This is a genomic window from Rhizobium sp. WYCCWR 11146 (assembly GCF_013591995.1).
In the GTDB taxonomy this organism is placed as follows: Bacteria; Pseudomonadota; Alphaproteobacteria; order Rhizobiales; family Rhizobiaceae; genus Rhizobium; species Rhizobium indicum.
The window spans coordinates 306868-319859 of the sequence record NZ_JACCEY010000009.1; the positions used below are offsets into that span (position 1 = coordinate 306868).

The window sequence follows — 12992 nt, forward strand, 5'->3', positions numbered from 1 at the left end:
CCGGCGCGCCCTCACGCATTGCCATCAGGCCATTCCTGGCGTGTTTTTCTTGACGCGCCCGGTTGAATATGGCCTAAGGCCAGCCGAACGGACGATCGGCGGATAGTGCGGGCGCATGCCCTTTTTCCGGCCGGTTTGCCGATGAAGCTATCTGCATCCTTCCGGCCGTGCGTCGCTTTCCCATGAAAGCCGTCCGGCATTCATTGACGGGCACACACAATGACAGTTTCCGGGACAGCTACCGGCGTCCGCGTCCGCATCGCTCCCTCGCCGACCGGCGAGCCGCATGTTGGCACCGCTTACATCGCTCTTTTCAACTACCTTTTTGCCAAGAAGCATGGCGGCGAGTTCATCCTGCGCATCGAGGATACCGATGCGACGCGCTCGACCCCGGAATTCGAAACGAAGGTGTTGGACGCCCTGAAATGGTGCGGGCTGGAATGGAAGGAAGGCCCTGATATCGGCGGCCCCTACGGCCCCTATCGCCAGTCCGACCGCAAGGAAATGTACCAGCCTTACGGGCAGGAATTGCTGGACAAGGGCCATGCCTTCCGCTGTTTCTGCACACCCGCGCGGCTGGAGCAGATGCGCGAAACCCAGCGCGCCGCCGGCAAGCCGCCGAAGTACGATGGTCTCTGCCTGAATCTTGCGGCCGAGGAAGTCACCTCGCGTATGGCCGCCGGCGAGACGACCGTCATCCGCATGAAGATCCCGGCCGAAGGCTCCTGCGACTTCACGGACGGCGTCTACGGCGATGTCTCCATTCCGTGGGATTCGGTCGACATGCAGGTGCTCGTCAAGGCCGACGGCATGCCGACCTATCACATGGCCAACGTCATCGACGACCATCTGATGAAGATCACCCATGTGGCGCGCGGCGAGGAATGGCTGGCTTCGGTGCCGAAGCACATCCTGCTTTATCGCTATTTCGACTGGGATCAGCCGGTCTTCATGCATCTGTCGCTGATGCGCAATGCCGACAAGTCGAAGCTGTCGAAGCGCAAGAACCCGACCTCGATCTCCTATTACTCCGCGCTCGGCTATATCCCGGAAGCCCTGATGAACTTCCTCGGCCTGTTCTTCATCCAGATCGCCGAGGGCGAAGAGCTCCTGACGATGGACGAGCTCTCCGAGAAGTTCGACCCGGCAAACCTCTCCAAGGCCGGTGCGATCTTCGACATTCAAAAGCTCGACTGGCTGAACGGCCGCTGGATCCGCGAGAAGCTCTCCGAGGAGGAATTCCAGGTGCGTGTGCTGACCTGGGCGATGGAAAACGACCGCCTGAAGGAAGGTCTGCGCCTATCGCAGACACGCATTTCCAAGCTCGGCGAGTTGCCCGATCTTGCCGGCTTCCTGCTGAAGTCCGATCTTGGCCTGCAGCCTTCCGACTTCGCCAAGATCAAGTCGCCGCCGGAAGAGATCCTGGAGATCCTCAACACCGTTCAGCCGGATCTCGAAAAGATCCTGGAATGGAACGTCGAGACGATCGAGGCGGAGCTGCGCGCGATCGCCGACCGCATGGGCAAGAAGCTGAAGGTCGTGGTCTCGCCGCTCTTCGTCGCCGTGTCCGGCTCGTCGCGCTCGCTGCCGCTCTTCGATTCCATGGCAATCCTCGGCCGGTCGGTCGTGCGTCAGCGCCTGAAGCTCGCCTCGCAGGCGGTCGCCGCCCTCGTCGGCTCGAAGTAAGAACAGTCAGAGGATTTCGACAATGGCTGACAACAAGACTGAAAACACCCTTTCCTCCGACGCGACGGAAGTGCGCGCTCAGAAGCTGAAGCTGCTGCGCGAGCAGATCGGCGAGGTCTATCCGGCGCATTTCCACCGCACGATGACCAATGCCGAGCTCATCGCGAAGTACGAGAATCTGGAACCTGACGTCGAGACGCAGGATGTCGTCACTGTCGCCGGCCGCGTCTACTCGTCGCGCAACTCTGGCATGTTCATGGACATCCACGATGCCGGCGGCAAGATCCAGATTTTCAGTCACAAGGACACGACCCCGGAAGAAGCCCGCGCCCTGCTGCCGATGATCGACATCGGCGACATCATCGGCGTCACCGGTATCGTGCGCCGCACCAAGCGCGGCGAGCTGACGATCAACGCACAGACGATCACCATGCTGACCAAGTCGCTGCTGCCGATGCCGGAAAAGTGGCATGGCCTCTCCGACATCGAGCTGCGCTATCGCAAGCGCCATCTCGACATCATGACCAACGAGGATTCGAAGCTCCGCTTCCAGCAGCGCTCGAAGATCCTCTCCGGCATCCGCCGCTTCATGGAAAATGACGGCTTCATGGAAGTCGAGACGCCGATGCTGCATTCGGTCTATGGCGGCGCCACCGCCGAGCCGTTCAAGACGCATCACAACACGCTGAAGCTCGACATGTACCTGCGCATCGCGCCGGAACTGTTCCTGAAGCGCACGCTGGTCTCGGGGCTGACCGACAAGGTCTTCGAGATCAACCGGAACTTCCGTAACGAGGGGGTTTCCACCCGGCACAATCCGGAATTCACCATGATGGAGTGTTACTGGGCCTATGCCGACTACGAGGACATCATGGACCTCGTCGAGCGGCTGTTCGAAAGCTTGGCGCTTTCCATTCACGGCACGACGGAATTTCCCTTCGGCGACAAGACCATGTCCTTCAAGGGTCCGTTCAAGCGTGTGCCGATGCCCGACGCCGTCAAGGAAGCGACCGGCATCGACTTCCTCGCCATCAAGACCGATGAAGAGGCCCGCGCTGCCGCCAAGGCTGCCGGCTTCGCGGTCGAGAAGGATTGGACCTGGGGCGAATGCCTCGCCTTCATCTTCGAGGAAAAGGTTGAATCCACCCTGATCCAGCCGTCGCATGTCACACATTTCCCGAAGGACATTTCGCCCTTCGCCAAGGAAGTGCCGGGCGAGCCGCGCCTGGTCGAGCGCTTCGAGACCTATTGCAACGCCTGGGAACTCGGCAACGCCTTCTCGGAACTCAACGATCCCGAAGAGCAGCGCCGCCGCATGGTCGAGCAGCTCGAACAGGCGCATGCCCGCGGCGAAAAGGAAAAGCAGCTGGACGAGGAATTCCTCGATGCCATCGACCAGGGCATGCCGCCGGCAGGTGGTCTCGGCATCGGCGTCGACCGTCTCATCATGCTTCTGACCAATGCCCCGTCGATCCGCGACGTCATCCTTTTCCCGGCCCGCCGCAGCAAGGCCGACTGAGAACAACATTCTTTAGGTGAAAAAACGGAGCGCCCGAAAGGACGCTCCGTTTTGTTTAGGCAGATTGGTGAAAAACCGAGCCGATGGACCAAGACACTGTCAGCCGGCCCTTCAACCGGAATGACGTTATTTCGTTGGCTTGTGTCATGATCGCGCTCGTCACCACACTCAGATCATGTAGCCGCCGGCGACCTCGATCGTCTGCGCATTGATCCATGCGCCGTCGTCGGACGCGAGCATGGCGATGACGCGGCCGACATCCTCGGCTTCGCCGATACGGCCGAGAGCCGTCTGTGAGGCAAGCAACGCGGCGAACTCCGGGTTTTTGTCCAGCGCAGCGTCGGCAAGATTGGTGCGGATAGGACCGGGCGAGATAGCATTGGCGCGGATCCTGCGATCGCCGAACTCCTTCGCCTGATAGCGGGTCAACGTCTCAAGTCCGGACTTGAGGGCTGCATAGGGCGCAACACCTGCTGTTGCGACGCGAACGGAAGCGCTCGTTACATTGAGGATCACGCCGCCATCGACCATTAGCGGCAGCAAGGCCTGCGTCAGGAAGAACGGCCCTTTCAGGTGGACATTCATCAGAGCGTCGAACTGGTCCGTCGTCACCGTTTCCATGAGATTGAACATGCCGAAACCGGCATTGTTGACGAGGCAATCGAACGTATCCCGGCCCCAATAAGTGGAAAGCAGCCTTTTTACCTCCGCCACGAAGGCCGGAAAGCTGTCGGCATCACCAACATCGAGGGCAAGCGCAACGGCCTGACCGCCTTCTGCCTTGATCGCGGCGATGGCTTCATCCGCACCTGGTTTGTGGCTGTTATAGGTGAGGATGACACCCATGCCGCGCCTTGCGCATTCCTGCGCTGCCGATTGACCAATGCCACGGCTGCCGCCGGTAATGATTGCGATTTTCATTTCTGTCTCCTTTGCTTCGGTGGTCGGAAGCTATGGGAAACAACCGGCCTGCACTCCGCCGGAAACTGCCTCGTTCTTGCCTATTCCTGCTTTTTCCTTGCGCCGTGTCACTTGCTGGGTCAGGATTTCGCCATGCAAACAATGCTCGAAGAGATGCGCCGCTTGACGGCCCATGCTGAGAACCGCCCGACGGAAACCGGCATACCCGGCATACTGATGGTCAAGGGGGAGATCCCCGAACACAAGCTCGGCGCCGTTTATGAGCCAATGGTCAACCTCATTCTTGATGGCAGCAAGACGCTGACGATCGCCGGGCAGGACTATTATTACGATCCAGCGAGCTACTTCGTGATATCGATCGATGTGCCGGCGACGGGCATGGTGCAGCAGGCAGGCCCCGACCGGCCCTATATCGGCGTCAGCCTATCGCTCGATCCGGCAAGGGTCGCAGCGCTTCTCCTGGATCTTCCGCCGCAATCCTACCAGGAGGGACAAAGCGGCGGCTATTCCGTCTGTCGCATGACGCCGGAACTTCTGGGTGCCTGGCTGCGGATGCTGCAACTCATGGAGCGCCCGCAGGATATCCCTGCCCTTGCCCCGGCCTACGAACGCGAAATCCTCTATCGCGTGCTGCAGGGACCGCAGGGCCGGATGCTGCGCGATATCGCAGCACCCGATAGCGCCCTGTCGCGGATACGGCTCGCCATCCGCTGGGTTCGCGAGCACTATGCCGAAGCGGTCGAGGTCGAAAAACTCGCCGCCCTCACTTCCATGAGCGTCTCGGCTTTTCATCGCCATTTCAAGGCTGTGACGGCGATGAGCCCGATCCAGTTCCAGAAGCGTATCCGCCTGCTGCAGGCCCGCCAGCTTCTGATTTCCCAATCCGGAAACGCCTCCTCGGTCGCCTATTCCGTGGGCTACGAAAGCGCTTCGCAATTCACCAGGGAATATGCACGCTTCTTCGGCCAGCCGCCGGCGCGCGACGCCTCGCTGATAAGGGAAAATATCAGGCCTGCCGCCTGATTTTTTGGGGTTTAGTGCCCGCTCTTGGCCGGTGGTTCTTCTGCGGGAGCGGCTGCATCCTTGGCAGCCTGCTCCTGAGCAGACGGTTCCTTGGTCTGCGGCGCTGCGCCGTGTCCGCCGGCTGCTACCTTGCCCTCACCCTTTGTGGAAGCAACCGCGACCGGGTCGACGCAATCCTCGGGATCCTTGAAAGCGGCGCTGATCATGGCGATCTCGTCGGACGGCATCTCTATCCGTTCGCCGAAGAACAGCCCGTTTTCGCTGGCCTTGCCGTCGTAGTAGCGCGCTGTATAGGACTTGTCGTCGAGGCCCGGAACGGTCTTGTCGGGATGCGGGATATAGACGACATCGGCGCCGATCGCCCGGCCGCGAATATCGGCGCGCATCGTCGGTCCGTTTTCGTCGAGCACCACCACCTGCACCAGATCCGGCTTCTGCGCGGCATAAACCGCCTGAGCGACACGAAGCGCGGTCTTGACCCGTGTCATCCCGTCGGTCGGTTCGGTCTTGATATATTTGCGCACCCAGACATGATCCTGCTTGCGGATCGTCACCAGGTTGACGTCACTGCATTCGAGCCCGTAGCCACCACCAGTTGCACCGATCAGCCTGTCCTTGCCGACATAGACCGCGGCACCGCCGGACACGCCCATGAGAAGAGCGACTCCGCCAATGATGATTGCCAATTTCCGGGAAGGCCGGAATATGCGCAGTAAGGCCTTCACGCCAACTGCTCCGCCATCTGAAACTCCAACGCAGGACAAGTGCTGAGAAAGCTAAGGAAATGACGTTTCCGAAAGTTTAAGTGGGCATGCGAAGCCCGCTCCATTTTAGGAAAATACCAAAAAAGGTCCGCTTTTTCCGACCGCTTGCCACGGCCCGTTCCGCCATGCTCTAAAACCCCATGGCCTTCACGCTTCGCCAGGTTCAATATTTTGTCGCCGTCGCCGAACAGGGTTCGGTGACGCGAGCCGCACAGAACCTTTCGATCTCGCAATCCTCGGTGACGGAAGCGCTGAAGGAGCTCGAAACCGACCTCGGCGTCGCGCTCTTCGAGCGCCATCCGCGCGGCCTGACAATCACCCATAACGGCCACCAGTTCTTACGTCATGCGACGAAGATCCTGGCCTCCGTCTCCGATGCACGGACCAGCTTTTCCGGCCAACAAAGCGCCCTCTCCGGCACATTGAACATCGGCGTCACCTCGCTTGTCGCCGGCTATGTGCTCTCCGATCTCCTGGCGCGATACCGGCGCGCCTGTCCGGGCATCGAGGTCAGCGCCATCGAGGACAATGGCGGTTACCTCGAACATCTCCTGGTCGGCGGCGAACTTGATGTTGCCGTCATGGTGATATCAAACCTGCGCGACCGCATGGCGCTGCAGGCGGAAATCCTCGAAACCTCGCCCTATCGACTGTGGCTGCCGATGGGCCATCCGCTGGTGTCGGCCGACATCATCTCGGTCGCCGACATCGCCCGCGAACCGCTGATCATGCTGACGGTCGACGAAATCGAGGAGAATACCGGCAAGCTGCTCTCAGCGCTCGGCGCCCGCCCGCATGTCGCCTTCCGCACCCGCTCGGTGGAGGCGGTGCGCAGCCTGGTGGCAACAGGCGCCGGCGTAGCCCTGCTTCCCGATCTCGTCTACCGACCATGGTCGCTGGAAGGCGACCGCATCGAGAGCCGCGACGTCTCGGGGTCGCTGCCCGTCGTCCAGGTCGGCATGGTCTGGCGCAAGGGCTCCAGCCTGCCGCAGGCGGCGCGCGATTTCGTCGGTATCGCCGAGAGCTTAAGATCCGGGCGTATCCGCTGATATCGGAATTTCCGATACCGTCTTTCTGATAAATGAATTTGCGAAAGCGGCTTTTTCGCGTCACCTTTTCATCCGGGAACAAACCGCCACAGAAGTGGCAAACCGGGAGACGGATGATGACGAATCTGTTGAAATCCTGCACGGCAGCGCTCGCCTGCCTGAGCTTCGCAACGCAGGGAATCGCCGCTGAACCGCTGAAGGCCTTGGGCAAAGGCGAAGGTGCGGTCAGCATCGTCGCCTGGGCCGGCTATATCGAACGCGGCGAAACCGACAAGAACTACGACTGGGTCACCGATTTCGAAAAGGAGAGCGGCTGCAAGGTTTCCGTCAAGACCGCCGCCACCTCGGATGAAATGGTGTCGCTGATGAACGAGGGTGGCTTCGATCTCGTCACGGCATCGGGCGACGCCTCGCTCCGCCTCATCGCCGGCAAGCGTGTCCAGCCGATCAACACCGATCTGATCCCGAGCTTCAAGACCGTCGACGAGCGCCTGCAAAACGGCCCGTGGTATACGGTCGGCGGCGTGCATTACGGCGTGCCCTATCTCTGGGGGCCGAACGTGCTGATGTACAATACCGATGCCTTCAAGGACAAGGCGCCGACCAGCTGGAACGTCGTCTTCGAGGAGCAGACGCTGCCCGACGGCAAGTCGAACAAGGGCCGCGTCCAGGCCTATGACGGCGCGATCTACATCGCCGATGCCGCCATGTATCTGATGGCCCACAAGCCGGATCTCGGCATCAAGGATCCCTACGAGCTGAACGAGGACCAGTACAAGGCCGCCCTCGACCTGTTGCGCGGCCAGCGCAAGCTCGTCTCCCGCTACTGGCACGATGCAATGATCCAGATCGACGACTTCAAGAACGAAGGCGTCGTCGCCTCCGGCTCCTGGCCTTTCCAGGTGAATCTGCTGCAGGCCGACAAGCAGAAGATCGCCTCCACCTTCCCGGATGAAGGCGTCACCGGCTGGGCGGACACCACCATGCTGCACGTCGACAGCGAACATCCGAACTGCGCCTATATGTGGATGGAACATTCGCTGAAGGCCAAGGTCCAGGGTGATGCTGCCGCCTGGTTCGGCGCCGTGCCCTCGGTTCCCGCCGCCTGCAAGGGCAACGAGCTGATGGGCGATAGCGGCTGCGCCACCAACGGCTTCGATCACTTCGACAAGATCAAGTTCTGGAAGACCCCGGTCGCCAAATGCACGACACAGAGCGAGTGCGTGCCGTACCATCGCTGGGTGTCGGATTATATTGGCGTGATCGGCGGACGGTGAACCGGGCCGGTCCACTTGGGTAAAGTCCCTCCCCAACGCGTTCCCACAAGGGAGGGCCTTGAATGGCACTGTCGAATCCTGCCGAAACACCAAGGTATTTGCAAATGGGTACGGCAGGTTAAGCCCCTCCCCCTCGTGGGGAGGGGTTTGGGGCGGGGTCGCATAAACCCAAGACCGCAGCCTCTCGAAAAGCAAAGAAGCCGGAGCCCCCCAATGACGTCAGCCGTCCGTTTCCAGCAGGTGTCGCGCCATTTCGGCCAGGTTCGCGCCGTCGACGGCGTCGATCTCGAGATCGCGCCCGGCGAATTCTTTGCCATGCTCGGGCCATCCGGCTCCGGCAAGACGACGTGCCTGCGATTGATCGCCGGCTTCGAACAGCCGACCGCGGGCCATATCCAGATCTTCGGCGAGACGGCTGACGGCGTTCCGCCCTATCGCCGCAACGTCAACACCGTGTTCCAGGACTACGCGCTCTTTCCGCATCTGAATATCCTCGACAATGTTGCCTATGGGCTGATGGTCAAGGGCGTCGGCAAGGCGGAGCGGATGAAGGCGGCAGGCGATGCCCTCGAGCTCGTCAAGCTGCCGGGCTACGGCGCCCGCCGCCCCGGCCAGCTGTCTGGCGGCCAGCGGCAGCGCGTGGCGCTCGCCCGCGCGCTCGTCAACAAACCGAAAGTGCTGCTGCTCGATGAGCCGCTCGGCGCGCTCGACCTGAAGCTGCGCGAGCAGATGCAGGAAGAATTGAAGAGCCTGCAGCGCGCGCTCGGCATCACCTTTGTCTTCGTTACCCACGATCAGGGCGAGGCGCTGTCCATGGCGGACCGCGTCGCCGTCTTCAACGATGGCAACATCGTCCAGCAAGGCACGCCGCAGGATATCTACCGCTGCCCGAAGACCCGCTTCGTCGCCGATTTCGTCGGCTCGTCGAACGTCATCGCGCCTGAGCTGATGGCCTTGCTCGGCGGCGAGAAACGCTGGGCGAGCCTGCGCCCCGAGGCGATCCGGCTGGCAAGCGACGGCGTCGAGGCGAAAGTCGAAAATGCAAGCTTCCTCGGCGCGGCCACCCGTCTCAGCGTCGACCTCAAGGGCAGCCGGCTGCATGTCATGCTGCCGGCAGGCGCGCCTGTGCCGGATCTCGGCGCCCGCATCCGCCTCGCCTGGCAGCCGGCCGATATCCACTACATGGATGATGCGGCATGACGGCGCTCACCATGTCAGGCGGCAAGACATCGATCCTTCCGGGGCGTGGCGGTTTCTTCGGCCAACTGTCGGATGCCTTCTGGCGGCACCCGAAGCTGCCGCTCTTCCTGATGCTGACGCCGCCGCTGCTCTGGCTCGGCATCATCTATATCGGTTCACTGATCGCCCTGCTTCTGCAGAGCTTCTTCTCGATCGACGATTTCTCCGGGCTGGTGAATACCGAATTCACCCTCTCGACCTATGCGCAGCTGCTGAATCCGGCTAATTTCGACATCATCATCCGTACCCTCGTGATGTCGGCGCTGGTGACCCTCGCTGCCGCCCTGATCGGCTTTCCGATCGCCTATTATGCGGCGCGCTATGCGCAAGGCAAATGGAAGGCGCTCTTCTATCTCGGCGTAATGCTGCCGCTCTGGTCGAGCTATCTCGTCAAGATCTACGCCTGGAAGCTGATCCTCGCCAAGGAAGGCATCCTCACCTGGATCTTCGAAAAGCTCCATCTCTCCTGGCTGCTCGACGCCATGCTGAACCTGCCCGTCATCGGCGGAAACTCACTCTCGGTCAGCTACCTCGGCACCTTCATCGTCTTCGTCTATATCTGGCTTCCCTATATGATCCTGCCGACGCAGGCGGCCCTCGAGCGCGTGCCCGGCAACCTGATCGAGGCCTCGGCTGATCTCGGCGCCACACCGCGCCAGACCTTCCGCACCGTGCTCCTGCCCTTAGCGCTTCCCGGCATCGTCGCTGGTTCGATCTTCACCTTCTCGCTGACATTGGGTGATTACATCATCCCGCAGATCATCGGCTCGTCCAGGCTCTTCATCGGCCAGGCGGTCTATGCCCAGCAGGGAACGGCAGGCAATGTGCCGCTCGCCGCCGCCTTCTCCGTCGTGCCGATCGTCATCATGGCGCTTTATCTGTCGCTCGCCAGGAAATTGGGGGCTTTCGATGCGCTCTGACCTCAAGAGATCGCCACTGCCCCTGAAGATCGCCGCAGCCGCCGGACTGCTCTTCCTGCACCTGCCGATCCTGCTGATCTTCGTCTACGCCTTTACGACGGAGGAGAAGAGCTATCAATGGCCGCCGCCCGGGCTGACCCTGCAATGGTTTGCCGTCGCCTGGAACCGGCCGGACATCTGGTCCGCGCTCAGCCTTTCCGTACAGGTCGCCGTCATCGCCACGGCGATCGCGCTGGTCCTCGGCACGCTCTGTGCGGCGGCCGTCAGCCAGACGAAGTTCTTCGGCCGCGAGGCGATCTCGCTGCTGGTCATCCTGCCGATCGCCCTTCCCGGCATCATTACCGGCATTGCGCTCCGCTCCGCCTTCAGCCTGTTCGACATCCCGTTTTCGGTTTGGACGATCGTGCTCGGCCACGCCACTTTCTGCGTGGTCGTCGTCTACAACAATGCGGTCGCCCGCTTCCGCCGCACCTCCGGCTCGCTGATCGAGGCCTCGATGGATCTCGGCGCCGACGGCTTCCAGACCTTCCGCCATGTCATCCTGCCGAATATCGGCACCGCCCTTCTTGCCGGCGGCATGCTTGCCTTCGCGCTGTCCTTCGACGAGGTCATCGTCACCACCTTCACCGGCGGCCAGCAATCGACCTTGCCGATCTGGATGCTCGAAGAACTCATCCGCCCGCGCCAGCGCCCCGTCACCAATGTGGTCGCCATGGTCGTCGTGCTCGTCACCTTCCTGCCGATCCTGGCAGCCTATTACCTCACCCGCGATGGCGACCAGATCGCCGGCGCCGGCAAATAACAGGGAGAACATCATGGATATCCAAATGCTGATCGGTTCCCGCTTCGAAAAAGGCACGGAGACGGAAGAGCACATCTTGAACCCGAAGACGGGCGAGACGGTGATCGACCTTGCCGAAGCCTCGCTCTCCCAGGTCGACGCCGCCGTCGATGCCGCCGAAAAAGCCTTCACAAGCTGGTCGCAGACGACGCCGGGCGAACGTTCCGGCTACCTATTGAAGATCGCCGATGCGATCGAGAAGGATGCCGCCGGCTTTGCCACACTGGAGGCTTTGAACTGCGGCAAGCCGATCAATGCCGTGCTGAACGACGAGATCCCGGCGATCGTCGATTGTTATCGCTTCTTCGCCGGCGCCGTGCGCAACCTGCACGCACCGGCGGCAGGCGAATATCTGCCCGGCCACACCTCGATGATCCGCCGCGATCCGATCGGCATTATCGGCTCGATCGCACCGTGGAACTATCCGCTGATGATGATGGCCTGGAAGCTGGCGCCGGCGATCGCCGGCGGCAATACCGTCGTCTTCAAGCCTTCGGAGCAGACGCCGCTGACGTCGCTGAAGATGGCGAAGCTGCTCTCCGAAATCCTCCCCGAAGGCGTCGTCAACGTCATCCTCGGCCGTGGTGAAAGTGTCGGCAACGCCCTGATCAACAATGCCAAGGTCGGGATGGTCTCGATCACCGGCGATATCGCCACCGGCAAGAAGGTGCTGCAGGCCGCTGCCAAGACGGTCAAGCGCACCCACTTGGAACTCGGCGGCAAGGCCCCGGTCATCGTCTTCGATGATGCCTATATTGATGCGGTCGTCGCAGGCATCCGCACCTTCGGCTATTACAATGCCGGCCAGGACTGCACGGCCGCCTGCCGCATCTATGCCGATGCCAGGGTCTACGACAATTTCGTCGCCGATCTCTCCTCGGCCGTCTCGAGCATCCGCTTCAACCAGGCCGACGATACCGAAAACGAGATCGGCCCGTTGATCTCCAAGCGCCAGCGCGACCGCGTCGAAAGCTTCGTCGCCCGCGCTTCCGAACACAAGCACATGGAGATCACCGCCGGCGGCGAGGTCTCCGGCGACAAGGGCTTCTTCTTCACGCCGACTGTCATCGCGGGCGCCCTGCAAGACGACGAGATCGTCCGCCGCGAGGTCTTCGGCCCGGTCGTCTCGGTCACCCGCTTTACCGATGCCGACGAAGCCGTTGCCTGGGCAAACGATAGCGACTACGGCCTGGCCTCCTCTGTCTGGACCAAAGATATCGGCCGCGGCATGAAGACAGCCGCCCGCCTGCAATATGGCTGCACCTGGATCAACACACATTTCATGCTGGTCAACGAGATGCCGCATGGCGGCCTCAAACAGTCGGGCTACGGCAAGGACATGTCGGTCTACGCGCTGGAGGACTACACCGCCGTACGCCACGTGATGATCAATCACGGCTGATCGTCGGGAAAGGCAAGGCTAGGAAATTCAACGCAATGCCCATCAGTAGGACCGGGAGGGTGCTCCACACGGATCGCCATTCCATTCAAACGACCTGGAACATTTTCCCGGTTACCGCGTCTTTCCCAAGCAAACGCAAAGGATGATGTCATGCTGAAATGGGCTCTGATATTTTTCGTGATTTCAATCATCGCCGGCTTCTTCGGTTTCTCAGGCGTCTCCGCAGCGACTGCGACGATTGCACGCGTTCTCTTCGGCATCGCGCTGGTGATCTTCCTGATCTTCCTTGTCCTTGCGCTGATGGCCGGCCAGGCGATCCTGTGAGCGGTCGCGGGGGCCGCTGTGCCTTGC

General features: G+C 61.4%; 12 protein-coding genes. 10 read left to right on the forward strand and 2 right to left on the reverse strand.

Annotated features, from left to right (window positions below):
* Positions 1-219 precede the first annotated feature (219 nt).
* A complete protein-coding gene (gene gltX, locus HX899_RS05760; protein ID WP_138390610.1) occupies positions 220-1686 on the forward strand; it encodes a glutamate--tRNA ligase in 1467 nt (488 codons plus the stop codon).
* Positions 1687-1708: 22 nt separating this feature from the next.
* Complete coding sequence (gene lysS / locus HX899_RS05765) at positions 1709-3205, forward strand: lysine--tRNA ligase (protein WP_181291819.1); 1497 nt, start codon at positions 1709-1711, stop codon at positions 3203-3205.
* 168 nt (positions 3206-3373) lie between these two features.
* Here lysS and HX899_RS05770 read toward each other — a convergent pair whose 3' ends face one another.
* Entirely contained in the window at positions 3374-4126 is a 753-nt protein-coding gene (locus tag HX899_RS05770) for an SDR family NAD(P)-dependent oxidoreductase (RefSeq protein WP_181291820.1), read from the reverse strand.
* A gap of 132 nt (positions 4127-4258) precedes the next feature.
* Here HX899_RS05770 and HX899_RS05775 point away from each other — a divergent pair, with 132 nt between their 5' ends.
* The gene (locus tag HX899_RS05775; protein WP_180196423.1) at positions 4259-5149 is read left to right on the forward strand and encodes an AraC family transcriptional regulator; all 891 of its coding nucleotides are present in this window, start codon (positions 4259-4261) and stop codon (positions 5147-5149) included.
* Between the two features lie 11 nt (positions 5150-5160).
* On the opposite strand, the gene HX899_RS05780 is transcribed toward HX899_RS05775, so the two are convergent.
* The gene (locus HX899_RS05780; RefSeq protein ID WP_181291821.1) at positions 5161-5874 is read right to left on the reverse strand and encodes a hypothetical protein; all 714 of its coding nucleotides are present in this window, start codon (positions 5872-5874) and stop codon (positions 5161-5163) included.
* Positions 5875-6053: 179 nt separating this feature from the next.
* Between HX899_RS05780 and HX899_RS05785 the strand changes: the two genes are divergently transcribed.
* The 7 genes from HX899_RS05785 to HX899_RS05815 all read left to right on the forward strand — a co-directional run bounded on the left by HX899_RS05785 (position 6054) and on the right by HX899_RS05815 (position 12965).
* A complete protein-coding gene (locus tag HX899_RS05785; protein WP_017995223.1) occupies positions 6054-6962 on the forward strand; it encodes a LysR family transcriptional regulator in 909 nt (302 codons plus the stop codon).
* 116 nt (positions 6963-7078) lie between these two features.
* The gene (locus HX899_RS05790) at positions 7079-8239 is read left to right on the forward strand and encodes an ABC transporter substrate-binding protein (RefSeq protein WP_138333229.1); all 1161 of its coding nucleotides are present in this window, start codon (positions 7079-7081) and stop codon (positions 8237-8239) included.
* Positions 8240-8452: 213 nt separating this feature from the next.
* Positions 8453-9439 carry an ABC transporter ATP-binding protein gene (locus HX899_RS05795; protein ID WP_181291822.1) on the forward strand — a complete coding sequence of 329 codons (987 nt, stop codon included), beginning with the start codon at positions 8453-8455 and terminating at the stop codon, positions 9437-9439.
* Positions 9436-10398: an ABC transporter permease gene (locus tag HX899_RS05800; protein WP_181291823.1), complete on the forward strand. Its 963-nt coding sequence runs from the start codon at positions 9436-9438 to the stop codon at positions 10396-10398. The genes HX899_RS05795 and HX899_RS05800 overlap by 4 nt, the downstream gene beginning before the upstream one ends.
* A complete protein-coding gene (locus HX899_RS05805; protein ID WP_181291824.1) occupies positions 10388-11200 on the forward strand; it encodes an ABC transporter permease in 813 nt (270 codons plus the stop codon). Before HX899_RS05800 ends, HX899_RS05805 begins: the two co-directional genes overlap by 11 nt.
* A gap of 13 nt (positions 11201-11213) precedes the next feature.
* Positions 11214-12641 (forward strand): gamma-aminobutyraldehyde dehydrogenase, encoded by a 1428-nt coding sequence (locus tag HX899_RS05810; RefSeq protein WP_181291825.1) that lies wholly within the window; start codon positions 11214-11216, stop codon positions 12639-12641.
* A 150-nt stretch (positions 12642-12791) separates the two neighbouring features.
* Positions 12792-12965 (forward strand): DUF1328 domain-containing protein, encoded by a 174-nt coding sequence (locus tag HX899_RS05815; protein ID WP_003552965.1) that lies wholly within the window; start codon positions 12792-12794, stop codon positions 12963-12965.
* Positions 12966-12992: the final 27 nt, after the last annotated feature.